The 24097-nt window shown below is 72.4% G+C and carries 23 protein-coding genes; 20 read left to right on the top strand and 3 right to left on the bottom strand.

Annotated features, from left to right (window positions below):
- Positions 1-5: 5 nt before the first annotated feature.
- On the top strand, positions 6-797 hold the full coding sequence (gene thyX, locus NL142_RS10635; RefSeq protein WP_435079375.1) for an FAD-dependent thymidylate synthase: 792 nt from the start codon (positions 6-8) through the stop codon (positions 795-797).
- Positions 798-826: 29 nt separating this feature from the next.
- Here the strand turns inward: thyX and NL142_RS10630 are convergent, their stop codons facing one another.
- A complete protein-coding gene (locus NL142_RS10630; protein ID WP_435079373.1) occupies positions 827-2080 on the bottom strand; it encodes a hypothetical protein in 1254 nt (417 codons plus the stop codon).
- 131 nt (positions 2081-2211) lie between these two features.
- On the opposite strand from NL142_RS10630, the gene dapA reads away from it, so the two are divergent.
- From dapA to dapF, 15 genes are all read left to right on the top strand, one after another.
- Complete coding sequence (dapA, locus tag NL142_RS10625; protein WP_043560894.1) at positions 2212-3195, top strand: 4-hydroxy-tetrahydrodipicolinate synthase; 984 nt, start codon at positions 2212-2214, stop codon at positions 3193-3195.
- A gap of 60 nt (positions 3196-3255) precedes the next feature.
- Positions 3256-4932 carry a ribonuclease J gene (locus NL142_RS10620; RefSeq protein ID WP_194684602.1) on the top strand — a complete coding sequence of 559 codons (1677 nt, stop codon included), beginning with the start codon at positions 3256-3258 and terminating at the stop codon, positions 4930-4932.
- A 212-nt stretch (positions 4933-5144) separates the two neighbouring features.
- Positions 5145-6170, top strand: a complete 1026-nt coding sequence (locus NL142_RS10615; protein WP_435079370.1) for a permuted SH3 domain-containing protein — start codon at positions 5145-5147, stop codon at positions 6168-6170.
- Positions 6167-6874 (top strand): ABC transporter ATP-binding protein, encoded by a 708-nt coding sequence (locus NL142_RS10610; protein WP_435079368.1) that lies wholly within the window; start codon positions 6167-6169, stop codon positions 6872-6874. The genes NL142_RS10615 and NL142_RS10610 overlap by 4 nt, the downstream gene beginning before the upstream one ends.
- Positions 6871-8103 (top strand): ABC transporter permease, encoded by a 1233-nt coding sequence (locus tag NL142_RS10605; protein ID WP_435079366.1) that lies wholly within the window; start codon positions 6871-6873, stop codon positions 8101-8103. Before NL142_RS10610 ends, NL142_RS10605 begins: the two co-directional genes overlap by 4 nt.
- 77 nt (positions 8104-8180) lie before the next feature.
- Positions 8181-11036 (top strand): FtsK/SpoIIIE family DNA translocase, encoded by a 2856-nt coding sequence (locus NL142_RS10600; RefSeq protein ID WP_435079364.1) that lies wholly within the window; start codon positions 8181-8183, stop codon positions 11034-11036.
- Positions 11037-11038: 2 nt separating this feature from the next.
- Positions 11039-11668, top strand: a complete 630-nt coding sequence (gene pgsA, locus NL142_RS10595; protein WP_194684597.1) for a CDP-diacylglycerol--glycerol-3-phosphate 3-phosphatidyltransferase — start codon at positions 11039-11041, stop codon at positions 11666-11668.
- Positions 11665-12186 carry a CinA family protein gene (locus NL142_RS10590; protein WP_435079361.1) on the top strand — a complete coding sequence of 174 codons (522 nt, stop codon included), beginning with the start codon at positions 11665-11667 and terminating at the stop codon, positions 12184-12186. The genes pgsA and NL142_RS10590 overlap by 4 nt, the downstream gene beginning before the upstream one ends.
- A gap of 139 nt (positions 12187-12325) precedes the next feature.
- Complete coding sequence (locus NL142_RS10585) at positions 12326-12634, top strand: helix-turn-helix domain-containing protein (RefSeq protein ID WP_012298599.1); 309 nt, start codon at positions 12326-12328, stop codon at positions 12632-12634.
- Positions 12635-12719: 85 nt separating this feature from the next.
- Entirely contained in the window at positions 12720-12944 is a 225-nt protein-coding gene (locus NL142_RS10580) for a DUF3046 domain-containing protein (protein ID WP_043561787.1), read from the top strand.
- A 282-nt stretch (positions 12945-13226) separates the two neighbouring features.
- On the top strand, positions 13227-14315 hold the full coding sequence (gene recA / locus NL142_RS10575; protein WP_012038712.1) for a recombinase RecA: 1089 nt from the start codon (positions 13227-13229) through the stop codon (positions 14313-14315).
- Positions 14316-14434: 119 nt separating this feature from the next.
- The gene (locus NL142_RS10570; protein WP_435079357.1) at positions 14435-15484 is read left to right on the top strand and encodes a regulatory protein RecX; all 1050 of its coding nucleotides are present in this window, start codon (positions 14435-14437) and stop codon (positions 15482-15484) included.
- A gap of 50 nt (positions 15485-15534) precedes the next feature.
- On the top strand, positions 15535-17121 hold the full coding sequence (gene miaB / locus NL142_RS10565) for a tRNA (N6-isopentenyl adenosine(37)-C2)-methylthiotransferase MiaB (RefSeq protein ID WP_435079355.1): 1587 nt from the start codon (positions 15535-15537) through the stop codon (positions 17119-17121).
- On the top strand, positions 17118-18041 hold the full coding sequence (miaA, locus tag NL142_RS10560; protein ID WP_435079353.1) for a tRNA (adenosine(37)-N6)-dimethylallyltransferase MiaA: 924 nt from the start codon (positions 17118-17120) through the stop codon (positions 18039-18041). The genes miaB and miaA overlap by 4 nt, the downstream gene beginning before the upstream one ends.
- A gap of 9 nt (positions 18042-18050) precedes the next feature.
- On the top strand, positions 18051-18929 hold the full coding sequence (dapF, locus tag NL142_RS10555) for a diaminopimelate epimerase (RefSeq protein ID WP_435079351.1): 879 nt from the start codon (positions 18051-18053) through the stop codon (positions 18927-18929).
- 48 nt (positions 18930-18977) lie between these two features.
- Here the strand turns inward: dapF and NL142_RS10550 are convergent, their stop codons facing one another.
- The gene (locus NL142_RS10550) at positions 18978-19604 is read right to left on the bottom strand and encodes a class I SAM-dependent methyltransferase (protein WP_435079349.1); all 627 of its coding nucleotides are present in this window, start codon (positions 19602-19604) and stop codon (positions 18978-18980) included.
- Between the two features lie 40 nt (positions 19605-19644).
- Between NL142_RS10550 and hflX the strand changes: the two genes are divergently transcribed.
- A complete protein-coding gene (gene hflX, locus NL142_RS10545; RefSeq protein WP_435079347.1) occupies positions 19645-21210 on the top strand; it encodes a GTPase HflX in 1566 nt (521 codons plus the stop codon).
- A 91-nt stretch (positions 21211-21301) separates the two neighbouring features.
- Here the strand turns inward: hflX and lexA are convergent, their stop codons facing one another.
- Complete coding sequence (gene lexA, locus NL142_RS10540) at positions 21302-21982, bottom strand: transcriptional repressor LexA (protein WP_012038705.1); 681 nt, start codon at positions 21980-21982, stop codon at positions 21302-21304.
- Between the two features lie 360 nt (positions 21983-22342).
- Here lexA and NL142_RS10535 point away from each other — a divergent pair, with 360 nt between their 5' ends.
- The 3 genes from NL142_RS10535 to hisH all read left to right on the top strand — a co-directional run bounded on the left by NL142_RS10535 (position 22343) and on the right by hisH (position 24084).
- A complete protein-coding gene (locus tag NL142_RS10535) occupies positions 22343-22723 on the top strand; it encodes a hypothetical protein (protein ID WP_435079344.1) in 381 nt (126 codons plus the stop codon).
- A gap of 114 nt (positions 22724-22837) precedes the next feature.
- Positions 22838-23446: an imidazoleglycerol-phosphate dehydratase HisB gene (hisB, locus tag NL142_RS10530; protein WP_012038703.1), complete on the top strand. Its 609-nt coding sequence runs from the start codon at positions 22838-22840 to the stop codon at positions 23444-23446.
- Complete coding sequence (gene hisH, locus NL142_RS10525) at positions 23443-24084, top strand: imidazole glycerol phosphate synthase subunit HisH (protein WP_435079342.1); 642 nt, start codon at positions 23443-23445, stop codon at positions 24082-24084. The genes hisB and hisH overlap by 4 nt, the downstream gene beginning before the upstream one ends.
- Positions 24085-24097 lie beyond the last annotated feature (13 nt).

Raw genomic sequence — 24097 nt, 5'->3', positions numbered from 1 at the left:
GTACAGTGACGGTCGTGCCCCACGACGACATCGCCTTCCGCTCCGACATGACCGTGGAGCTCGTCCGCTCCAGCGCCCACGACTCCGACGTGATCTTCGCCGCCCGCGTCTCCACCGCCGGGGAGAAGACCCTCGAACGCGCGCTCGACGAGCCCGACGGCAAGGACCGCGCCCTCGAGGGCGACGTCGACACCGAGGCGGAGGAGAAGCGGGTCAAGCGCGACCGCGGCCTCATCAACTACCTCATGCGCGACCGCCACGGATCGCCCTTCGAGCACAACTCGATGACCTTCTACGTGCAGGCGCCGATCTTCGTGTTCCGCGAGTTCATGCGCCACCGCATGGCCTCGTACAACGAGGAGTCGGGCCGCTACAAGGAGCTCGACGCCGTGTTCTACGTGCCCGGCCCCGAGCGCAACCTCGTGCAGGTCGGCAAGCCCGGCGCCTACGAGTTCCACGCGGGCACCCCCGAGCAGACCGCGCTCGTGCAGGAGGAGACCCGCCGTACCTCCGCCGAGGCGTACGCCTCCTACCAGCGGATGCTCGAGCAGGGCGTGGCGCGCGAGGTCGCCCGCATCGTCCTCCCGCTGAACATCTACTCGTCGATGTACGTCACGCTCAACGCCCGCGCGCTGATGAACTTCCTGTCGCTGCGCACCAAGCACGAGGACTCGACGTTCCCGAGCTTCCCGCAGCGCGAGATCGAGATGTGCGCCGAGAAGATGGAGACCGAGTTCGAGCGGCTCATGCCCCTGACGCACGCCGCGTTCCAGAAGAACGGCCGCGTCGCCCCGTAGCCCGCGAGGCGACGCAGCCACGCGTCGCGTCACCCCACGTGCACGGCGACGCTGGTCCGCGAGATGGTGGGGTAGGGGTACCGCTCTCCCGTCACCCTCACCTCGAGGAGCCGCCCGCGGTCGGCGGCGACCGGCGTGTACGCGGGCCCCTCGGCGCCCGGGATGACCACGCCGTCGCGCAGCCACCGGTAGGTCAGCGCGATGGGCGCCGGACGCCAGAACCCGGTCCTGACGGTGAGCTCCCGTCCGACGAGCGGGAGCCCGCCGATCGCCGGCACGCCCGGGGAGATGACGGGCATCGCAACACGCGGGGTCGGGGCCGAGACGCGCTCGACCGACGCACGGCCCGGTGCGCTGCCCCTCACGCCCACGGTGATCCGCTTGCCGCCGTCGAAGCGCGCGTCGACCTCGTAGGTCGGCCCCGACGCGTCGGAGATCCGCTGGCCGTCGCGGTACCACTGGTAGGCGAGCGTGACGGGGCCCGGCCGCCAGGTCCCCGTCCGGACGGACAGGGTGCTCCCCGGCACCGCGCGGCCGACCACGGTCGGGGTCGGCGCGGAGGTGAGCGACGGCGTGCCGGGAGGGCTGCCGGTGGCGAGCTCCAGGTGCACGTACCTGGCCACGTCGACGTTGGGCCCGTGCCAGAACACGAGGCGGATGGTGCGGTCGTAGCCGACGTCGAGGGTGGTCGATCCCACGGCGTCGGCGAAGGTGTACGGGTCGTCGCCGAACGCGTAGACGACCGACCGCGCCTCCGGCCAGCCCGCGAGGTACCCGCGGACGTCCCAGGCGAGGGTGATCCGGGGCCCGTCGATCGTGATGACCGGGTCGTACCGCGTGGGGTAGCCGAGCGAGAGCACGGCGACGGGTGCCGAAGCGGTGCCGACGACGGGCGTGCCGTCGACGACGCCCGCGGCGCGGAAGGCGATGGTGTGCGGTCCGGCGGGAGCGGCGATGCGGATGACTGCCGAGTCGAGCGGACCCGAGTAGGCCGTCCGCCAGGATCCCACGCCGTCGAGCAGGTACTCGAATCGCGGATCAGCGAGCTCGAGCTGCCCGACGTCGAGTCCGACGTACACCTCGATCTCGGGGACGTCCGTCACCTCTCCGCCCACGAAGACGTCGGGGGCCGGCAGGGAGGGCGCGGCGACCGGGGCGAGGGGGAGCGACGCACCGGACGGCGCCGCCTGGGCCGGCGCGGCGCCGGCGAGGGAGACCCCGACGACGAGCGCCAGGGTGAGGGCCAGGAGCGGCGAGGGCCGTCTCCGTGCCGGGATGTCCATGGTGGCACCAGCGTCTCCGGGACATCGTCGTCCCGAGCGAAGGGTGCTCGCGATCCGGCCCGCGCGCATCCCCCCGTCCGGGGGCGCCGGCGCGGAGGATCGCCCCGCCCGGCCACGGCCCGCCCGTTACGATGGTGCCCGTGTCCACAGAGAACCCGTTCGGCCAGGTCCTGGTGGCGCTCGTCACCCCGTTCACCGCCGATGGCGAGGTCGACTGGGCGGGCGTCGAGAAGCACATGGACGACGTCATCGTCGCCGGCGCGGACGGCATCGTCGTCACGGGCACGACGGGCGAGACCAGCACCCTCACCGACCCGGAGAAGATCAGGCTCGTCGAGGTCGGCCGGTCCGTGAGCGCGGGCCGGGCGAAGATCATCACGGGCGGCGGGTCCAACGAGACCGCGCACGCCATGCAGCTCGCGCGCCAGAGCGAGAAGGCCGGCGCGGACGGCAACATGATCGTCACGCCGTACTACAACAAGCCCACGCAGGCCGGCGTCCTCACGCACTTCCGCATGATCGCGGACGCGACCGACCTCCCGGTCATCCTCTACGACATCCCCGGCCGCACGGGCATCCCGATCCAGTACGAGACGATCCTCCGCGCCGCGAAGCACCCGAACATCCTCGCCATCAAGGACGCCAAGGGCGACCTCGCGCAGGCCAGCCGCGTGCTCAACCAGACCGGCCTCATGTACTTCGCGGGCGACGACGCGAACGCGCTGCCGACCCTCGCGATCGGGGGGACGGGCCTCATCGGCGTCACCGCGAACATCACCGCGACGCCGTACCGTACCATGGTCGACGCCGTGAACGCGGGCGACCTCGGCGCCGCGACGCACGCGCACCAGCAGCTCGAGCCGCTCGTCCGCGCGGTCATGACGCACGTGCCCGGCACGGTCGCGGCGAAGTACATCCTCCACGGCCTCGGCCGCATCGGCAGCCCCCGCGTCCGCCTGCCCCTCGTGGGGCCGGAGGAGTGGGAGGCCGCGCAGATCGAGGACGAGATCGACCTCGTCCGCGACGTCCCCGGCGTCGACTTCCGCAACTTCCGACCGGACCGCAACGCCGCGGCCGGTGGAGCGCTGCCGCAGGTCGCCGGCACCACGCGCTGACGCGCGCCCCGAGCATCCACCGTCGGTCCCCTCGGGCCGCACCGTCACCAGAGGAGTCCCATGCCCCACGGCGTCTACGACCCGCCCGAGCTCAAGCCCGGCACCCTGCGCATCACGCCGATCGGCGGCCTCGGCGAGATCGGGCGCAACATGACCACGTTCGAGATCGACGGGAAGATCCTCGTCGTCGACTGCGGCGTGCTCTTCCCCGAGGAGCACCAGCCGGGCGTCGACCTGATCCTCCCCGACTTCTCCTCCATCGCGGACCGCCTCGACGACGTCGTCGGCATCGTCCTCACGCACGGGCACGAGGACCACATCGGCGCCGTGCCGTACCTCCTCAAGCTCAAGCAGGACATCCCGTTGATCGGCTCCGGCCTCACGCTCGCCCTCATCGAGGCGAAGCTCAAGGAGCACCGGATCAAGCCCTACACGTTCCAGGTGAAGGAGGGCGACCGCGAGCGCCTCGGGCCGTTCGAGCTCGAGTTCGTGGCGGTCAACCACTCCATCCCGGACGCGCTGGCCGTCGCCATCACGACCGAGGCGGGCAGCGTGCTGCACACCGGCGACTTCAAGATGGACCAGCTGCCGCTCGACGACCGGATCACCGACCTCCGCGCCTTCGCGCGCCTCGGCGAGGCCGGCATCGACCTCTTCATGTCGGACTCCACCAACGCGGACGTCCCCGGCTTCACGCCCACCGAGCGCTCCATCGGCCCGGTGCTCGAGGCCGTGATCTCGAAGGCTCCCCGCCGCGTCATCGTCGCGAGCTTCTCCAGCCACGTGCACCGCGTCCAGCAGGTGCTCGACGCCGCGCACGCGAACGGCCGCCGCGTCGCCTTCATCGGCCGCTCGATGATCCGCAACATGACCATCGCGGCCGAGCTGGGCTACCTCAAGGTGCCGGACGGGGTCCTCATCGACTCCAAGAAGGCCGTCGACCTGCCGGACGACCGGATCGTCTACATGAGCACCGGGTCGCAGGGCGAGCCGATGGCCGTGCTCAGCCGCATGGTCAACCAGGAGCACCAGATCGAGATCGGCCAGGACGACACCGTCATCCTCGCGTCGAGCCTCATCCCGGGCAACGAGAACGCCGTCTACCGGATCATCAACGGGCTCACGAAGCTCGGCGCGAACGTCGTGCACAAGGCCAACGCGAAGGTCCACGTCTCGGGCCACGCGGCCGCGGGCGAGCTGCTCTACTGCTACAACATCCTCAAGCCGCGCAACGTCCTGCCCGTGCACGGCGAGTACCGGCACCTCGTCGCGAACCAGCAGCTCGCGATCCAGACGGGCGTGCCGGAGCGCAACACGTTCCTCGCGGAGGACGGCACCGTCCTCGACATGAAGGACGGGCACGTGCGCGTCACGGGCCAGCTCGACGTCGGCTACGTCTACGTGGACGGCTCGACCGTGGGCGAGATCACCGACGCCGACCTCAAGGACCGCCGCATCCTCTCCGAGGAGGGCTTCGTCACGATCTTCGTCGTGGTCGAGCCGCAGACCGGCAAGGCCACGGTCGGCCCGGAGATCGAGGCGCGGGGCTTCGCCGAGGACTCGAAGGTCTTCGACAGCGTCAAGCCGCTCGTCGTGAAGGCCCTCGCGGAGGCGGCGGCCAACGGCACCAGGGACACGCACGCGTACGCGCAGGTCGTGCGCCGCACGGTAGGTCGCTGGGTCAACTCGTCGCACCGCCGGCGTCCGATGATCATCCCGGTGGTCATCGAGGCCTAGGCCGGCCGCCGGCGAGGGCTGGCGCGCAGCACGTCCGGAGGGGGCGGGGGAGACCCCGCCCCCTCCGTCGCGCGTGCCGACGGCGCTCGTCCGCGCGGCCCCCTGACGGGGGGAGCATGTCATCCGCGTGGACGAAGCGACGCGCACGGTGCCGCCCCTAGCGTCGGAGGCGACCGGACGGGCCGCTGGGGACCGCCGGGGAAGGAGCGGCCGTGGGCATCTGGCGGAGATGGATCCTCCCGATCACGAGGCTGGTGGTGCTCGCGGCGATCGCGGTGGCGCTCGTGCGCATGGCGTTCTTCGGGACCACGACGGAGGAGACGGCCCAGGTGCCGACCGGCTCCGTCGTCGAGTCGCAGGTGCCGGCGTCCATCGCGACCGTGGTCAACGACGTGACGGTGAAGGGCAGCATCCAGCCGGATCCGGACGTGGCCGTGAAGGCGACGCTGCAGGGCAAGGTCTCGAAGATCGTCGCCGGGCAGGGCGCCACGCTCGCGGCCGGCGACCCGATCCTCGTCATCCGCCAGGAGACGCCGGTCGATCCGGTGGTCGCCGCGGACGGCACGGTCACGCAGTCGAAGCCCAAGGTGGTCACCGAGACCGTCACCGCGTCCGCCGCGGGATCGCTCGCGGAGCTCGGCGTGCTCGTCGGCCAGGAGGTCGCCGTCGGAGACGCGGTCGGCCGGATCGCGCCGCCCACCTTCCGCGCGACCGCGCCGCTGACCGCGGAGGAGCAGTACCGGCTCGTCACGCAGCCGACGGCCGCGAAGGTCGCGATCACGTCGGGCCCCGCGCCCTTCGAGTGCGGGGAGCTGCGCATCGGCCAGCAGGCCGCGGCGTCCACCGAGGGCACGGGCGCGGTCGGCGGGGCGGGCTCCGGATCCACCGGCGGCACCGAGTCGGCCTCCACCGGCGCGACCGTCTCCTGCGCCGTCCCGGCCGGGACCCGCGTCTTCCCGGGCCTCGCCGCCGACATCACGATCCCCGCGGGCGAGGCGCCCGACGTGCTGACCCTCCCGACCACGGCGGTCGAGGGCCTCGCCGACACGGGCAACGTCTGGCTCGCGTCGGACGGCGGCGAGCCCGAGGAGCGCGCGGTCGGACTCGGCATCAGCGACGGCAAGGTCGTGCAGATCACCTCGGGTCTCGCGGAGGGCGACATGGTGCTCGAGTTCGTGCCCGGCGCGCCCGTCCCCGAGGACGAGGCGATGATGATGCAGGGCGGGTACGGCGGATGAGCCTGATCCGTCTCGAGCAGGTGACCCGGACCGTCGAGCGGCCGGATGACGAGCCGCTGACGATCCTGCACGGCGTCGACCTCGACGTGTCGGTGGGTGACCACGTCTCGATCGTCGGCCGGTCCGGTTCCGGGAAGTCGACCCTGCTCAACATCCTCGGCCTGCTCGACACCCCGACCACGGGTGAGGTCTACCTCGACGACGTCCCGATGGCCCGCGTCTCCGGTTCTCGGCGCGACCGGGCCCGCGGGGGCGACATCGGCTTCATCTTCCAGCAGTTCAACCTGCTGCAGGGCCGCACGGCGCGGGAGAACGTGATGACCCCGCTGCTCTACTCGACGGGCCGCTCGTTCTGGCGGCGGGCGGCGATCGCGGCGGACATGCTCGAGCGCGTGGGGCTGGGCCACCGCATCGACTCCATGCCCGAGACGATGTCCGGCGGCGAGCAGCAGCGCGTCGCGATCGCGCGAGCCCTGGTGCGGTCGCCGCGGCTGATCCTGGCCGACGAGCCGACCGGCGCGCTCGACATCGAGACCGGCGCCACGGTCATGACCCTGCTCGCCGAGGTCGCGCACGCGTCCGGCGCGGCCCTCGTCACGATCACGCACGACCCGACCGTCGCGGCCCGCGCGGACCGGCACCACCGCCTCGAGATGGGCGTCCTCGCGCCGTCCGAGGCCCTCACCCGCGGGGTGCTCGCATGACCGGCTGGCTGTCGCGCACGGCGACCGGTCTCGTGGGGGCGGTCGTCGAGGCGTGGGCCGAGCTCCGGATCCACCGCACGCGCGTGATGCTGTCGCTCATCGGCGTCGCGGTCGCGGTGGCGGCGATCACGTCGGTCGTCGGCCTGGGGGCGGTCGTGCAGCAGTCGCAGACCGAGCAGATGGAGCGCCAGTCGGGCCGACCGGCCGCGCTGTCGGTGTCCGCGTACTCCGCGACGGGGGACGGCCTGTCCTACGCCGAGCAGCGCACGCTCCTCGCGGACGTCGCCGACCGGTACGGCATCACCTGGTCGACGATCATCGGCTCCACGACGATGCCGGTCGACTTCGCGCGCGGTCAGGCGCAGGTCCAGACGGTCGTGGTCGACCGGGACTACGGCGAGATGCGCCGCGTCGACGTGACGGACGGCCGCTGGTTCGTCGAGCGCGACGCCGAGCGCCTCGCGCCCGCGCTCGTCGTCAATCCCGCGTTCCTCGCGGAGCTCGGGTCGCCCGACATCGCCGCGCATCCCTCCGCCGTGCTGCATGGCGAGCGCTCGGACCTCGTGGGCGTCGTCGTCGGCACCGTGCCCGCGCTGTACGCGGAGGAGCCGCCGACCGCCTACCTGCAGGCGTCGGACGCCGAGCGCCTGATGTCCGACGACGCGCTCGACGCGATGGCGCCGCAGTCCGAGTTCTGGGTGCCCGAGGCGGACGCCGACGCGCTCACGGCGGCCATCACCTCGCAGGTGGCGGCGACCGCGCCCGAGGGCCTGCAGGTGAGCGTCGGCCGCAGCGACTGGGGGACGTACGACTACGACCCGCTGCTGTCGGTCAAGATCCTCGTCGGGGGAGTGGCGGGCCTCGTGCTCCTCCTCGGCGCCCTCGGCCTCGTGAACATCTCGCTCGTGACCGTGAAGCAGCGGATCCGCGAGATCGGCGTCCGCCGCAGCTTCGGCGCGAGCGCGGGCCGCGTGTTCTTCGCCGTGATGATGGAGAGCATCGTCGCGACGGTGGCCGCGGGCGTGGTCGGCGTGATGGCTGCGGTCGCGATCGTGAAGAACCCGTGGATCCTCTCGTTCGTCGCGTCGGGCGTCACCGAGTTCCCGCCGTTCCCGCTCTCGGCTGCGCTCCTCGGGCTCGGCGCCTCGCTCGCGGTGGGCGCGATCGCGGGCCTGCTGCCGGCGCTCGTCGCCGTGCGCGTGTCCGTCATCGACGCGATCCGGTACTGATGCCGGGGCCGCTCGGGCAGCGTCCCGTCCGGCCCGGCGTCCTGTCCGTGACGGCGGCGCGGGATAACGTGGGGCGCATGGCTACGAGCACCAGGTCGACCAGCCGCGCCGGGAAGACCTCCTCGGGCGCGCCGCGCGCCACGCCCCCGCGCAAGGGGCGCACCGCGGACACCAAGCAGCAGACCGTCGCCTACCCCGTCCAGTCGGAGCGGCGCGGACCCCTCGTCGCCGCGTGGATGGGCCTCGCGCACGCCACGGGCGCCCTCTTCCGAGCCCTCGGTCCCGAGAAGCTCGCGAAGGAGGAGCGCCGCGACGGCATCCCCTTCCTCCTCGTGGTCCTCGCGATCGCCGGCGTCGTCGTCGAGTGGTTCAACCCGCTCAACGACGTGGCCATGGCCTTCGACGCGTACACGTTCGGCGGGCTATTCGGCCGAGTGGCGTTCGCGCTGCCCATCGTGATGGTGCTCCTCGCCCTCTGGCTCTTCCGCCACCCGTCCTCGGTCAGCGACAACGGGCGGATCGGCGTGGGGGTCTCGCTCCTCCTCGTCTCCATCGCCGCGCTCTGCCACGTCTTCAACGGGGCGCCGGATCCGCGCGACGGCATGCTCGCGCTCGCCCGCGCCGGCGGCGTCCTCGGCTGGGTGCTCGCGGCCCCGCTCTCGCTCCTCATCACCCCCATCGGCGCGGGGATCGTGGCCGGGATCCTCCTGGTGCTCTCCCTCTTCATCATCACGCGCACGCCGCCGAACCGCGTGGGCATGCGGCTGCGCGAGCTGTACTCGTACCTCTTCGGCGCCCCGCCGGTCGACGAGGAGCAGCGCGCCGCCGACCGCGCGGCCCGCAAGGCGCAGGCGACCGAGCAGGTCGAGCTCGAGGGGCTCGACGACGACGGCCCGGTCGACACGGACAGCCTCCCGTGGTGGCGGCGCAACCGCAGCCAGCGCGAGGACGCGCCCGCGTTCGACAGCCCGGTCCTCGCGCCGCACGCGGGATCCGACGACCGCGACGAGACGACCGGCCGCGCCGCCGGCGAGGCGCCCACGACCGTCATCGACCGCACGGTCGATCCCGACACCTCCCGCCCCGAGCCCGGCGCCTTCTCGGGCGACGACGCCGCGACCCGCCGCATCGACCTCGACGCGCCCGTCGACGCCACGGCCACCGCGATCCTGCCCTCCGTTCCCGTGCACCCGACGGGGATCCGCGAAGACGACGAGCCCGCGGTCCTGCCCGGCTTCGAGGACGACGGCTCCGACGCCCCGATCGTGTCGGGGGAGTCCGACACCCCGCAGGCCCCGTACCGCCTCCCCGCAGCGAGCACCCTCGCGCCCGGCACGCCCGCGAAGTCGCGCTCGTCCGTCAACGACGAGGTGGTGCGCGCGCTCACCGAGGTGCTCACCAACTTCCAGGTCGACGCGACGGTCACGGGCTTCTCGCGCGGCCCGACGGTCACGCGCTACGAGCTCGAGCTCGCGCCCGGCGTCAAGGTCGAGCGCGTCACGGCGCTCGCGAAGAACATCAGCTACGCGGTCGCGTCCAACGAGGTCCGCATCCTCTCGCCCATCCCGGGCCGCAGCGCCATCGGCGTCGAGATCCCGAACACCGACCGCGAGATCGTCTCGCTCGGTGACGTGCTCCGCTCGTCCGCCGCGACGAACAGCGCGCACCCCATGACCATCGGCGTCGGCAAGGACGTCGAGGGCGGCTACGTCATCGCGAACCTCGCGAAGATGCCCCACCTCCTGGTCGCGGGATCCACGGGCTCCGGCAAGTCGAGCTTCGTCAACTCCATGATCACGTCGCTCCTCATGCGCGCGAAGCCGAGCGACGTGCGCATGGTCCTCATCGACCCGAAGCGCGTCGAGCTCACCATCTACGCGGGCGTCCCGCACCTCATCACGCCCATCATCACCAACCCGAAGAAGGCGGCCGAGGCGCTGCAGTGGGTGGTGAAGGAGATGGACATGAGGTACGACGACCTCGCCAGCTTCGGCTTCCGCCACATCGACGACTTCAACAAGGCCGTCACGAGCGGATCCATCGTGCTCCCCGAGGGCAGCGAGCGGACGCTGCGCCCGTACCCCTACCTCCTGGTCGTGGTCGACGAGCTGGCGGACCTCATGATGGTCGCGCCGCGCGACGTCGAGGACTCGATCGTCCGCATCACGCAGCTGGCGCGCGCCGCCGGCATCCACCTCGTGCTCGCGACGCAGCGCCCGTCGGTCGACGTCGTCACCGGCCTCATCAAGGCCAACGTGCCGTCGCGCCTCGCGTTCGCGGTGTCGAGCATGACCGACTCCCGCGTGATCCTCGACCAGCCCGGCGCCGACAAGCTCATCGGCCAGGGTGACGGCCTCTTCCTCCCCATGGGCGCCAACAAGGCGGTCCGCGTGCAGGGCGCATGGGTGCAGGAGGCCGAGATCGCCAAGGTCGTGGAGCACGTGACGCGCCAGGCGCGGCCCGAGTACCGGCAGGACGTCGCGGTCGCCGCCGAGAAGAAGGAGATCGACGCGGACATCGGCGACGACCTCGAGGTGCTGCTCGCGGCCGCCGAGCTCGTCGTCAGCACGCAGTTCGGTTCCACGTCGATGCTGCAGCGGAAGCTCCGCGTCGGCTTCGCCAAGGCCGGCCGTCTGATGGACCTGCTCGAGGCGCGCGAGATCGTCGGCCCGTCCGAGGGATCCAAGGCGCGCGACGTGCTCGTCTCGGCCGAGCAGCTCCCTGGCGTCCTCGCGACCCTGCGCGGGGAGACGCCCGCGGCACCGCCGGCTCCCGCCGCGCCCTCGGCCGCTGCCCCGACCGCGCCGCCCGCCGCCGACGCGGACGACGGGAACCGCTACCCGTCGGACCCGCTGCACAAGGACCTGGACGCGTACGAGCAAGTGGAGGCCGAGGGCGACGACGACGCCTGGGGCCTCACGGGGAGGGACTGACCGTGTCCGAGCGGAGCGCATCGGGCACGGCCGGCACCGGGGCACCGCGCGTCTGGCGCGCGGGGGACTCCCCGGCGAGCCCCTGGAACGTCGCCAACGTCCTCACGATCGTGCGGATCCTGCTCGCCCCCGTCTTCGTCGTCCTCCTCGCGGCGGACGACGGCGCCGACGGTCCTCTCCGCTACGCGGCCGCGGCGCTGTTCATCGTCGCGATCGCGACCGACGGGGTCGACGGGCACATAGCCCGCAGCCGCAACCTCGTGACCGACCTCGGCAAGCTCCTCGATCCCATCGCCGACAAGGTGCTCACGGGCGCGGCGCTCGTGATGCTCTCCGTCCTCGGCGAGCTGCCCTGGTGGGTGACCATCGTGATCCTCGTGCGCGAGCTCGGCATCACGGCGTACCGGTTCGCCGTGCTCCGCGACCGCGTGGTCGCGGCGTCGCGCGGCGGCAAGCTCAAGACCGTCGCGCAGGCCGTCGCGATCAGCGTCGCGCTCCTCCCGTTGTGGGACGTGGTCGGCGACGGCATGCACGTCGTCAACACGGTGCTCATGTCGATCGCCTTCGTCCTCACGGTCCTCTCGGGCCTCGACTACATGCGCCAGGCGCTGCGGGCGGAGCCCGCGCGATGAGCGCGTACGACGACGTGACGGACGATCAGCTCGCCGAGCGCGTCATCGCGTCCCTGGTGGCGAGCGGCCGTCGCATCGCGGTCGCGGAGTCGCTGACGGGCGGCCTGCTCACCGCCGCCCTCGTGGGGGTCCCCGGCGCATCGCGCGCGCTCCTGGGCGGCATCGTCTCCTACGACACGGCCCTCAAGCGCACGATCCTCGGGGTCGAGTCCTCGATCCTCGCGGTCCACGGCGCGGTCCACCCCGACGTGGCGAGGCAGATGGCCCGCGGCGTCCGCCAGGCCTGCGCGATCGACGGGCGCCCCGCCGACATCGGCGTCTCGACGACGGGCGCCGCCGGTCCCGACCCCCAGGACGGGCAGCCGCCGGGCACGGCGTTCGTCGGCCTGTCCATCGACGGCGACTCGCGCGCCATCGCGCTGCACCTCGACGGGGGCCGCCAGGCGGTCCGCGCGGGTGTCGTCCGAGCCGCCCTCGCAGCCCTCGTCGACGCGCTCGAACCCGGCGGGAACATCTGATGCGGCTCCCGCGTTGTCGTAATCACGTTCACAAGCAACGCCCAGTGCCCCTGCTTAGCCTGAGTCCTCGGCCAGATGGTCATCCATCAGCCCCGGACCTCCGGTTCGATCAGGCACCAGGCGCAACGAGGAGGCTCCCGTGGTTCTAGTCCGTCAGGAGATCGGCGACGTCCTTCGCGACTTCCGCCTGCAGAAGGGGCGCACGCTCCGCCAGGTCGCCAGCAAGGCGAGCGTCGCCCTCGGCTACCTCAGCGAGGTCGAGCGGGGCCAGAAGGAGGCGTCGAGCGAGATCCTCGCGTCCGTCGCCGACGCGTTGGACACCCCGATCTCCGTCATCATGCGCGAGGTGGGCGACCGCCTCGCCGTCATCGAGGGGCTCAACCCCATCCCCGACACCATCCCCGACGACCTCGTCGCTGGCTTCGACAGCGATCTCGTCGCGCGCTGACCCCTCCGCCACGGCCTCCCGCCCCGCTCGTCCTCGTGACGGGCGGGGCGTCGTCGTCCCAGCCGCAGCGGGTAGCGTGGCGGGCATGCGACTGAGCGAGTTCCAGCGGGCCGTCTCCGACGAGTTCGGCGCCGGCTACGGACCGGTGCTCGTCGCTGACCTCGTGCTCGGCGACCTCGGCGGGCGCACGTGCGCGCAGGCGCTGAAGGACGGCACGCCCGCCCGCGAGGTCTGGCTCGCCCTCTGCCGGGCGCAGGACGTCCCGCGCTCGCGCTGGAACGGCGCCGGCGTCCCCGAGCCGCGCGCCTGACGGTCCCGTCCTCCGACGCTCCTCGTCCTCGAGGCGCCGCGGATCCGTCGACGACACGCGGCGCGCCGTTCGAATATCCCTTCGAACGCGCGTAGTCTCCCCACAGGAGCGATTCGAAGCGCGGACTGCACAGGTCCGGCCCCTCCGGCAGCGATGTCGGCGGCGCCGCATAACGTGCACCTCGCGGAGATCACCCGTCGCCTTGTCGGCACCGGACCCCGCGGCCAGCGGGAGCGGAGCGACAGCCTGCAGGCAACCCACCTTCGACACGAGGAGCACCCCATGGCATCATCGGCAGACCGCGAGAAGTCACTCGAGACCGCGCTCGCACAGATCGACCGGCAGTTCGGCAAGGGCTCGGTCATGCGGCTGGGCAGCGACGAGCGCGCCCCCGTCGCCGTCATCCCCACCGGCTCCGTCGCGCTGGACGTCGCGCTCGGCATCGGCGGGCTCCCGCGCGGCCGCATCGTCGAGATCTACGGCCCGGAGTCCTCGGGAAAGACCACGCTCACGCTGCACGCCATCGCCAACGCGCAGCGCGCCGGCGGCATCGCGGCGTTCATCGACGCGGAGCACGCGCTCGACCCGGAGTACGCGAAGAAGCTCGGCGTCGACATCGACGCGCTCCTCGTCTCCCAGCCCGACACGGGCGAGCAGGCCCTCGAGATCGCCGACATGCTCGTGCGCTCGGGATCCATCGACCTCGTCGTCATCGACTCCGTCGCGGCGCTCGTGCCGCGCGCGGAGATCGAGGGCGAGATGGGCGACTCGCACGTCGGCCTCCAGGCGCGCCTCATGTCGCAGGCGCTCCGCAAGCTCACCGGTGGGCTCAACCAGACGCAGACCACCATGATCTTCATCAACCAGCTGCGCGAGAAGATCGGCGTGTTCTTCGGCAGCCCCGAGACCACGGCTGGCGGCAAGGCGCTGAAGTTCTACGCCTCCGTCCGCCTCGACATCCGCCGCATCGAGACCCTGAAGGACGGCACCGACGCGGTCGGCAACCGCACCCGCGTCAAGGTCGTCAAGAACAAGATGGCACCGCCCTTCAAGCAGGCGGAGTTCGACATCCTCTACGGCACCGGCATCTCCCGCGAGGGCAGCCTCATCGACTTCGGCGTCGAGCACGAGATCGTCCGCAAGTCGGGCGCCTGGTACACCTACGACGGCGACCAGCTGGGTCAGGGCAAGGAGAACTCGCGCAAGCACCTCCTGAACAACCCGGAGATCGCCGCCGAGATCGAGCAGAAGATCAAGGTCAAGCTCGGCCTCGTGAAGGACCCGAACGCCGTCGCCGACGCTCCCGCGGATTCGGCTCCCGCGCCGGTCGCGGCCGTCGCGCCGAAGGCCTCCGCCCGCAAGAGCGCCTGACCCGGCGCATCGCGGTGGGGCGCATCGCACCGATGCGCCCCACCACCTGCACCAATCCGGCTCTCCCCCCATCGCGCCCGGCGCCAGCAGGGGATGGCCCATCCGAGGACGGACGCATCATGGTCAGATTCCCCTCCGAGAACGAGCAGGGCACGGGCCCCGGGCCCGACGAGGTCGCACCCGTCGCCTCACTCGCCGCGCGGCGTTCGCGTCGAGAGGCAGCCCGGCCGATCGTCGAGTCCGCGTCTCCCGCCGCGGAGCCGCCCGCGGCTCAGGTCGCGCCGACGCATCCCGCGCGCGGTCGCACGGTCACCGAGGTAGACGGCATCGTCACGATCGGCGCCGCCGTGGACGAGTCGGAAGCCGGTCGCGCGCTCGCGGCGCAGGAGCGCATCGCGGAGGCGAGGCGGGTCCTCGCCGAGGCCGAGGCCCAAGCCGCGCGAGGGTCAGGGGACGCGCCTGCCGCGTTCCCCGACGGGCCGCAGTCCGAGCCGGCGTCCGCGGACGACCCGACCCCCGCCGCATGGCGTGCCGAGCAGGAGCGCGCCGAGCGGGCGCGCGCCAAGGCGGAGCAGGACGAGGCGTATCGGAAGGACATGCTCCGGCTCGAGGAGGACCGCGTCGAGGACGAGCGTCGCGAGGCGGAGGCCGAGGAGGAGCGCGCGGCCGAGCGGACGCCCGAGCGCCAGCGGCGTCGGGCGGACAACGTCCTCGCCAACCGCCTGCGCGGTCGGGGGCTCTCGCTCGCCGAGGCGCGCGAGGTGCTCGACGGCGCGGAGATCGACGCCGACATCGCGGAGGAGACGCTCGCCAGGTACGTCTCCCTGCAGTACATCGACGAGGCCGCGCTGGCGGAGCAGATCCTGCACACGCACCTCGACCGCAAGGGCCTCGGCCGGCGATCGGTCGAGATGGAGATGCGCCGCCGCAAGCTCGATCCCCTCGTCATCGAGGAGGCGATGGCCGAGCAGCCCGACGAGGAGCTCGCTCGCGCCACCGAGGTCGCGATGAAGCGCGTGGGTCAGCTCTCGTCGTATGACGACGAGACGGCCGAGCGGCGCCTGACGTCGTTCCTGATGCGCCGCGGCTACGGGGGCGGCGTCGTGCGCGACGCCGCGAAGGCCGCGCTCGCCACCCGCCGCGGCTCGTCGCGCGTGCGCTTCCGCTGACCCGGTCGTCGGGCGGCGCGCGGCGTCCGCGCACGTAGGATCGAGCCATCATGAGCACCCTCGCCGAGCACGTCCGCGACACCCCGCCCGCAGCTGAGCGGCCCCGGACGTACGAGGTCCGCACCTACGGGTGCCAGATGAACGTGCACGACTCGGAGCGGCTCACGGGATCCCTCGAGGCCGCCGGTTACGTGTCGGCCGAGGGCGCCGAGGCCGACATCGTCGTCATCAACACCTGTGCCGTCCGCGAGAACGCGGACAACAAGCTCTACGGGAACCTCGGCCACCTCGCCGGTGTGAAGCGCCGACATGAGGGCATGCAGATCGCCGTCGGCGGATGCCTCGCGCAGAAGGACCGGGCGACCGTCCTCGAGAAGGCGCCCTGGGTCGACGTCGTCTTCGGCACCCACAACATGGGCGCGCTGCCGACGCTGCTCGAGCGTGCGCGGCACAACGGCGAGGCGCAGCTCGAGATCCTGGAGAGCCTCGAGACGTTCCCGTCCACCCTGCCCACGAAGCGCGACGAGATCGCGAGCGGGTGGGTGTCCATCTCGGTGGGGTGCAACAACACCTGCACGTTCTGCATCGTGCCCGCCCTCCGCGGCAAGGAGAAGGACCGACGGCCGGGCGACATCCTCGCCGAGATCCAGACGCTCGTGGACGACGGCGCCGTCGAGGTCACCCTGCTCGGCCAGAACGTCAACTCCTACGGCGTCGAGTTCGGCGACCGGTACGCGTTCGGCAAGCTGCTCCGCGCCGCGGGCGCCATCGAGGGCCTCGAGCGCATCCGCTTCACGAGCCCCCATCCGGCCGCCTTCACCGACGACGTGATCGACGCGATGGCCGAGACGCTGGCCGTGATGCCGCAGCTGCACATGCCGCTGCAGTCCGGATCCGATCGCATCCTCAAGGCGATGCGCCGGTCGTACCGGTCCGAGCGCTTCCTCGGGATCCTCGACCGCGTGCGCACGCGGCTCCCGGACGCGGCGATCACGACCGACATCATCGTCGGCTTCCCCGGGGAGACGGAGGAGGACTTCCAGGAGACCCTCCGCGTCGTCGAGGCCGCCCGCTTCTCCTCCGCGTTCACGTTCCAGTACTCGATCCGCCCCGGGACCCCGGCCGCGACCATGGAGGAGCAGGTGCCCGCCGACGTGGTCAAGGATCGCTACGGGCGCCTCACCGCGCTGCAGGAGCGCATCAGCCACGAGGAGAACCAGCGTGTCGTCGGCCGCACGGTCGAGGTGCTCGTCAGCGCACACGAGGGCCGCAAGGACGGCGACACCCGCCGGGTCACGGGGCGCGCGCAGGACGGTCGCCTCGTCCACCTCGACGTGCCTGCGGGCAGCGGCGAGCCGCGGCCCGGCGACGCCGTCGAGGTCGAGATCACGCGGGCGGCGCCGTTCCACCTCATCGCGGACTCGGTCGACCGGGCCCCGCTGCGCATCCGCCGCACCCGGGCGGGCGACGCGTGGGAGCGCGCGCAGGCCGACTCCTGCGGCGTGCCCGCGCCCGCGGCGGGCGCCAGCTCGAACGGTGCACCGCGCGTCTCGCTCGGGCTGCCCTCGCTCCGCGTGCCGACCGTCGCATCCGCGGGCGCGGTCGACGGGTCCGCGCACCCGCGCCACCGCGCGTGAACCCGATCGTCGCGGTCGTCGGCGCCACCGGCACCGGCAAGTCCGGGCTGTCCGTCGACATCGCGGATCGGCTGCGGTCGCAGGGTCGCGCCGCGGAGATCGTCAACGCGGACGCCATGCAGCTGTACCGCGGCATGGACATCGGCACGGCCAAGCTGCCGGAGGCCGAGCGTCGTGATGTGCCGCACCACATGCTCGACGTCCTCGACGTGACCGCCGAGGCGACCGTGGCCGCGTACCAGGAGGAGGCGCGCGGGGTGATCGCCGGCATCCTCGAACGCGGGGCGGTCCCGGTCCTCGTCGGCGGATCCGGGCTCTACGTCTCGTCTGTCCTGTTCGACTACGAGTTCCCCGGCACGGACCCCGAGATCCGACAGCGCCTGGAGCGGGAGCTCGCGGAGACCGGGCCGGGCATGCTCCACCGACGCCTCCGGGAGCTCGACCCGGCCGCAGCCCAGCGGATCGGCGCGCACAACGGGCGGCGTCTCGTGCGCGCGTTGGAGGTAGTCGAGATCACGGGTCCGCAGCCGGAGCGCGCATCCGCGGAGCCGCGGCCGTGGCACCCCGCGCGGATCCTGGCGCTCACGCTGCCGCGCGAGGAGCTCGTGCCGCGGCTCGACGCCCGCGTGTCCGGCATGTGGGCAGACGGCCTCGTCGACGAGGTCGCCGGGCTGCTGCCCGCGGGGCTCGCGGACGGCGTCACCGCGTCCCGCGCCATCGGCTACGCGCAGGCGGCGCGGCAGCTCGCGGGGGAGCTCACCGAGGAGGAGGCGATGGAGGAGACGCGTGCGCTCACCCGTCGCTACGCGCGGCGGCAGGTGTCGTGGTTCGGTCGCTACGCCGACGCGGTGCGGCTCGACGCGCGCGACGAGCGGCGACTCGAGCGCGCGCTCGACGCCCTCCCGGCGGCGCGCCCGTAGGCTGGCGGGATGGCAGACCTGCAGTTCACCAAGGGCCAGGGCACGGGCAACGACTTCGTGCTGTTCGCGGATCCCGCGGGCGAGATCGACCTGACCGACACGCAGGTGCAGGCCCTCTGCGACCGCCACTTCGGCATCGGCGCCGACGGGACGATACGCGCGGTGCTCTCGAGCCGCATCCCCGAGGGCCGCGCCGCCCTCGACGAGGATCCGGACGCCGAGTGGTTCATGGACTACCGCAACGTCGACGGCAGTCCCGCCGAGATGTGCGGGAACGGCATCCGCGTCTTCACGCTGTTCCTCATCGAGAACGGCCTCATCGAGCTGCCCCCGGGCCGCACGGTCCCCATCGGCACCCGGGCTGGTGTCCGCGACGTCCAGCGCAGCGGATCCGGCTTCCAGGTCGACCTCGGCCGCTGGGAGCTGGCGGGGGGCGAGCCCCTCGTGCGCGCCAAGGACCTCCAGGTGGCGCGTCCGGGCCTCGGCATCGACGTCGGCAACCCGCACGTGGTGGTCGCGCTGTCGAGCGAGGACGAGCTCGCGGAGGCCGACCTCGCGTTCGTGCCGCAGCTGGACCCCGAGCCCGCCGCCGGCGCGAACGTCGAGCTGGTGGTCCCGGCGGATCCGCTCGTCGTCGACGGGGTGGGCCACATCACCATGCGCGTCCACGAGCGCGGGAGCGGCGAGACGCTGAGCTGCGGCACAGGGGCCGCGGCGGCGGCCCTCGCGACGCGGCACTGGGCGGGTGCCGCAGCACCGCACCAGTGGCGCGTGCAGCTGCCGGGCGGTGCGCTCGGCGTGCGCATGTTCCCGACCGAGGACGGCGAGCACGTGGGCCTCTCAGGACCGGCCGAGCTGGTATTCGACGGCGTCGTGGCGCTGGCCTGATCCGGCGAGGCGTCGGGCTCGTCCGGCGCCTGGCCCGGATGCCCGGCCCTAGGAGTCGGAGCCGCTGTCGGCGCGGTGCACCCGCAGCACCCGGAAGCCCTTGTCGGACGCGGCACGCGTCGTCTCGAGGCCCTCGGGCAGCGTGTCGACCAGCCAGCGCTGCAGCGAGTCGGATCCGAGGTTGCGCTGCACCACGAGCCAGGCGTCCGCGCCCGGGGCGAGCCGCGGCATCCAGTCGAGCAGGATGCCGTGCAGCGCCTCCTTCCCGACGCGGATCGGCGGGTTCGACCAGACCGTGACGAACTCGAGATGCGAGGGGACGTCCTCGGGCAGCACGGCGTTGACGTTCTCGAGGCCGAGGGACCGGGCGTTCGCCCGTGTCAGCGCGAGCGCGCGCTCGTTCACGTCGACCGCCCAGACCGTGGCCGCCGGCGACCGCATCGCCAGATCGAGCGCGACGGGACCCCAGCCGCAGCCCACGTCCAGCAGATGCCCCTCTGCAGGGGGCTCCGGGACGTTGCGCAGCAGCACCAGCGAGCCTTGGTCGACGTGCTCGGGGCTGAAGACGCCGCCGGCGGTCTCGACGTCCACCGTGCGTCCGCCGAGCTCGACCGTGATCGTGCGCGTGCGCAGGGGGCCGGCCGGCGACGGGGAGAAGTAGTGCGCGTCGGCCATACCGGGACGATACCGGACGCCCGCGCTACGATGGGAGCACATGACAACGCACGACGAGCACGACCACGAGCCCGCGGACACGACGACGACGTCCACCGAGAACACCGACCGGGACGACGTCGTCGCGCGCGTCCTCGCCCGAGCGGAGAACCGGTCGGCCGGCTACGCCCTCTTCCGCGGGTCCGGCGCACAGGCCCTGTCCGCGAACCCCGACACCGAGCAGGGATCGGACGGCGACCAGAGCGAGCGCGCCGACCGCCAGGCGCTCCGTCGGGTCCCCGGCCTCTCCACCGAGCTCGAGGACGTCACCGAGGTCGAGTACCGGCAGTTGCGCCTCGAGAACGTCGTGCTCATCGGCGTGTACTCGCAGGGCTCCGTCGACGACGCCGAGAACAGCATGCGCGAGCTCGCGGCCCTCGCGGAGACCGCAGGGGCCGTCGTGCTCGACGGACTGCTGCAGCGCCGTCCGACGCCCGATCCCAGCACCTACTTCGGCCGCGGCAAGGCCGAGGAGCTGCGCGCGCTCGTGGCAGCGGTCGGCGCGGACACCGTCATCGCGGACACCGAGCTCGCCCCGAGCCAGCGGCGTGCGCTCGAGGACGTGGTGAAGGTCAAGGTCATCGATCGCACCGCGGTCATCCTCGACATATTCAGCCAGCACGCCAAGAGCCGCGAGGGCAAGGCGCAGGTCGAGCTCGCGCAGCTGCAGTACCTCCTCCCGCGCCTCCGCGGGTGGGGCGACTCGATGTCGCGCCAGGCAGGTGGACAGGTCGGCGGCGCGGGTGCCGGCATGGGATCGCGCGGTCCGGGTGAGACCAAGATCGAGCTCGACCGCCGGCGCATCAACACGCGCATGGCGCGTCTCCGCAAGCAGATCGCCGCGATGAAGCCCGCGCGCGACACGAAGCGCGCAAACCGCGACCGGCACTCGGTGCCCTCGGTCGCGATCGTCGGGTACACGAACGCCGGGAAGTCGTCGCTGCTCAACCGCGTCACGAAGGCCGGCGTGCTCGTCGAGAACGCGCTCTTCGCGACCCTGGACGCGACCGTGCGCAGGACCGAGACCGACCAGGGGCAGCTCTACACGCTGGCCGACACCGTCGGCTTCGTGCGCAACCTGCCGCACCAGCTGGTCGAGGCCTTCCGCTCGACGCTGGAGGAGCTCGCCGACTCGGACGTGCTCGTGCACGTCGTCGACGCGTCGCACCCGGATCCCGCGGCCCAGCTCGCGACCGTGCACGAGGTCATCGCGGAGGTGGACGCCTCGTCCATCCCCGAGATCGTGGTGTTCAACAAGAGCGACCTCGCCTCCGACGGCGACCGCGTGGTGTTGCGCGGCCTCGCGCCGCAGGGCGTCTTCGTCTCGGCCCGCACGGGCGAGGGCGTCGAGGAGCTGCGTCGCCGCATCGCGGAGCTGCTGCCGCAGCCGACCATCGAGGTCGACCTCCTGGTGCCGTTCGAGCACGGCGAGATCGTCGCCATGCTCCACGACGGCGCGAAGGTGGTCGAGACCTCGTACGTCGAGGAGGGCACGCGCGTGCGCGCGCTCGTGACGGCCGAGCAGCAGGCGCAGGTCCAGGCGTACTCGGTGGTGCCCACAGCCTGATCCGCGGCATCGTGCGCAGGTTCGAGCCCGCACGCAGCAGAGCGGCCGATCCCCTCGGGGACCGGCCGCTCTCGTGCGTCGTGCGGGGGGATCAGACGGAGCGCATGACCGCGACGACCTTGCCGACGACCTCCGCGAAGTCACCGAGGATGGGCTCGAACGCGCTGTTCCGGGGGAGCAGCCATGTGTGGCCGTCGCGCTGGCGGAACACCTTCACCGTGGCCTCGTCGTCGAGCATGGCCGCGACGATGTCGCCGTTCTCCGCGGTCTTCTGCTGGCGGACGACGACCCAGTCGCCGTCGCAGATGGCCGCGTCGATCATCGAGTCGCCGACGACGCGCAGCATGAAGAGGTCGCCCTTGCCGACGAGCTGACGGGGGAGGGGGAAGACCTCCTCCACCATCTGCTCCGCGGTGATGGGGATGCCGGCGGCGATGCGGCCGACCATGGGCACCATGGCGGCGTCGCCCACGGGCGTCGACGGCTCGCCGCTCTCCGCGGCGCCGCTGCCGGGCAGGTCGATGAGGACCTCGAGGGCGCGCGGCCGGTTCGGGTCGCGGCGGAGGTAGCCGGAGAGCTCGAGCTGGTTGAGCTGGTGCGTGACGCTCGAGAGCGACGCGAGGCCCACGGCGTCGCCGATCTCGCGCATGCTCGGCGGGTAGCCCTGGCCGGCGATGGTGCGCTGGATGAACTCCAGGATCGAGATCTGCTTGTCGCTGAGGCTCTTGCGGCGCCTCGTCGCGCCGCCTCCCGCCGCTCGCTCGTCCGTCATGTCACGGCCCGCCTCTCGTCGCCGACGCCTCCGCGGCACGTCGACCCGGCGGGCCGACGCCCTCGCGGGGGCGATGTCGGTGGTGCCGGGTGGAATGGACACCAGGCACTCGAAACTGTATCCAGCTGGGGCACCTCGTACAAACACCTGTTCGAGCGTGTCGCGCCGTTAGGGGCCGGATCGAGGCGATGAGGGCTTGCGGAGCCTGGGTTTCGAATGTATGTTCGGAACACAGCTTCGCACCCGGCTCTCCCGGCCGAGAGCCGGGTGCGAGCTGCCGGACCCGCATCGCATGCCGCACCGCACTGCACCGCCGGGTGCGTCGCATCGACGCCCCACCGTCTCGCACGAGAGGTCACCATGAACACCGCAGCCACCACCACCGTCGCCCCGTCCGTCGCACCCGTCGCGGAGGCCGCCGTCGCGCCCCGTACGCGCCTGCGCATCACGCGCCGGGGGCGACTCGTCCTCACCGCGCTGGTCGCGGCTCCCCTCGCGTTGGGCGCCGGCTTCGTCGCGCTCAACGGCGGCGCGGCCGTCGCGTCGAAGGACGCCTCGGGCACCACGTTCGAGTACGTCACCGTCTCCAGCGGCCAGTCCCTGTGGGACCTGGCCGAAGAGATCGCGCCGTCGGCCGACCCGCGCGACGTCATCGCGTCGGTCGTCGACCTCAACCGCCTGCCGTCGTCGGACGTCGCGGCTGGCCAGCAGCTCGCCGTCCCCACCGAGTACGCGCACTGATCCTCGGGCGACGCCGCATGGGTCGTCGCACGCGAACGGCGGTCAGCCGCCGCGCTCCCGGTGGCGGCCGGGAGCGCGGCGGCTGGAGGGGAACCGATCGGTAGCATGGATCCCATGAGCACCCTCGCGCGCACCGCGCACGTCACGCGGCAGACCAGCGAGTCCACCATCGATCTCCAGCTCGACCTCGACGGCACCGGCGCCTCCGAGATCAGCACGTCGGTGCCGTTCTACGACCACATGCTCACCGCGTTCGCGAAGCACTCCCTCACCGACCTCAGGGTCACCGCCACGGGTGACACGCACATCGACGTGCACCACACCGTGGAGGACGTCGGGATCGTCCTCGGGCAGGCCATCCGCGAGGCGCTCGGCGACAAGTCCGGCATCGCCCGCTTCGGCGACGCGCTCGTGCCGCTCGACGAGGCCCTGGTGCAGTCGGTCGTCGACATCTCCGGCCGTCCGTTCCTCGTGCACTCGGGCGAGCCCGCAGGCTTCGAGATGCACCTCATCGGCGGCCACTTCACCGGATCCATGGTCCGCCACGTGTTCGAGGCCATCACCTTCCACGCCGGCCTCACCGTGCACGTCACCGTGCTCGGCGGGCGCGACCCGCACCACATCGCCGAGGCCGAGTTCAAGTCCTTCGCGCGCGCCTTCCGTCAGGCGAAGGAGCTCGACCCGCGGGTGTCCGGCATCCCTTCCACGAAGGGCGCGCTGTGACGCGGCCCTCCGTCGTCGTCCTCGATTACGGGAGCGGGAACGTCCACTCCGCCGTCAAGGCGCTCGAGCTGGCCGGCGCCGATGTCGAGCTGACGGGCGACGCGAAGAGGGCGCACGAGGCCGACGGCCTCCTCGTCCCCGGCGTCGGGGCGTTCTCCGCCGTGATGACGGCGCTGCGGGCGGCCGGCGGCGACCGGGTCGTCGACCGCCGTCTGGCGGGAGGCCGCCCGGTGCTGGGCATCTGCGTAGGCATGCAGGTCATGTTCGACCGCGGCGTCGAGCGCGACGTCGACGTGGCCGGCCTGGGGGAGTGGCCCGGCACGGTCGACCGGATCGAGTCGGACGTGCTCCCGCACATGGGCTGGAACACGGTCGACGTGCCCGAGGGGTCGGCGCTGTTCGCGGGTCTCGAGGAGGAGCGCTTCTACTTCGTGCACTCGTACGCCGCGCGCACGTGGGGGATCGACCCGCTCCCGCCGCTGCCCGCGCCCCGCGTCACCTGGGCCACGCATGGAGAGCGGTTCGTCGCCGCCGTCGAGAACGGCCCGCTCTCCGCCACGCAGTTCCACCCCGAGAAGTCGGGCGCGGCCGGGATCCGGCTGCTCGCGAACTGGCTCGGCACCCTCCGCGCCGCCTGACGCATCCCACCCG

This window comes from Clavibacter quasicaliforniensis, from assembly GCF_051201715.1.
Lineage (GTDB): Bacteria > Actinomycetota > Actinomycetes > Actinomycetales > Microbacteriaceae > Clavibacter > Clavibacter seminis.
Note: the sequence above shows the minus strand (reverse complement) of the source record. Positions and strands in the feature narration are given on the sequence as shown.

What these genes read in the sequence shown, in the direction of transcription:
- NL142_RS10580 (WP_043561787.1), top strand. Translation starts at nt 12,720, where the DNA reads ATGCGACTGAGCGAGTTCCAGCGGGCCGTCTCCGACGAGTTCGGCGCC.
- recA (WP_012038712.1), top strand. Translation starts at nt 13,227, where the DNA reads ATGGCATCATCGGCAGACCGCGAGAAGTCACTCGAGACCGCGCTCGCA.
- NL142_RS10600 (WP_435079364.1), top strand. Translation starts at nt 8,181, where the DNA reads ATGGCTACGAGCACCAGGTCGACCAGCCGCGCCGGGAAGACCTCCTCG.
- hisB (WP_012038703.1), top strand. Translation starts at nt 22,838, where the DNA reads ATGAGCACCCTCGCGCGCACCGCGCACGTCACGCGGCAGACCAGCGAG.
- dapF (WP_435079351.1), top strand. Translation starts at nt 18,051, where the DNA reads ATGGCAGACCTGCAGTTCACCAAGGGCCAGGGCACGGGCAACGACTTC.
- NL142_RS10620 (WP_194684602.1), top strand. Translation starts at nt 3,256, where the DNA reads ATGCCCCACGGCGTCTACGACCCGCCCGAGCTCAAGCCCGGCACCCTG.
- NL142_RS10550 (WP_435079349.1), bottom strand. Translation starts at nt 19,604, where the DNA reads ATGGCCGACGCGCACTACTTCTCCCCGTCGCCGGCCGGCCCCCTGCGC.
- NL142_RS10610 (WP_435079368.1), top strand. Translation starts at nt 6,167, where the DNA reads ATGAGCCTGATCCGTCTCGAGCAGGTGACCCGGACCGTCGAGCGGCCG.
- NL142_RS10570 (WP_435079357.1), top strand. Translation starts at nt 14,435, where the DNA reads ATGGTCAGATTCCCCTCCGAGAACGAGCAGGGCACGGGCCCCGGGCCC.
- NL142_RS10630 (WP_435079373.1), bottom strand. Translation starts at nt 2,080, where the DNA reads ATGGACATCCCGGCACGGAGACGGCCCTCGCCGCTCCTGGCCCTCACC.
- dapA (WP_043560894.1), top strand. Translation starts at nt 2,212, where the DNA reads ATGGTGCCCGTGTCCACAGAGAACCCGTTCGGCCAGGTCCTGGTGGCG.
- hflX (WP_435079347.1), top strand. Translation starts at nt 19,645, where the DNA reads ATGACAACGCACGACGAGCACGACCACGAGCCCGCGGACACGACGACG.
- miaB (WP_435079355.1), top strand. Translation starts at nt 15,535, where the DNA reads ATGAGCACCCTCGCCGAGCACGTCCGCGACACCCCGCCCGCAGCTGAG.
- NL142_RS10535 (WP_435079344.1), top strand. Translation starts at nt 22,343, where the DNA reads ATGAACACCGCAGCCACCACCACCGTCGCCCCGTCCGTCGCACCCGTC.
- NL142_RS10590 (WP_435079361.1), top strand. Translation starts at nt 11,665, where the DNA reads ATGAGCGCGTACGACGACGTGACGGACGATCAGCTCGCCGAGCGCGTC.
- lexA (WP_012038705.1), bottom strand. Translation starts at nt 21,982, where the DNA reads ATGACGGACGAGCGAGCGGCGGGAGGCGGCGCGACGAGGCGCCGCAAG.
- NL142_RS10605 (WP_435079366.1), top strand. Translation starts at nt 6,871, where the DNA reads ATGACCGGCTGGCTGTCGCGCACGGCGACCGGTCTCGTGGGGGCGGTC.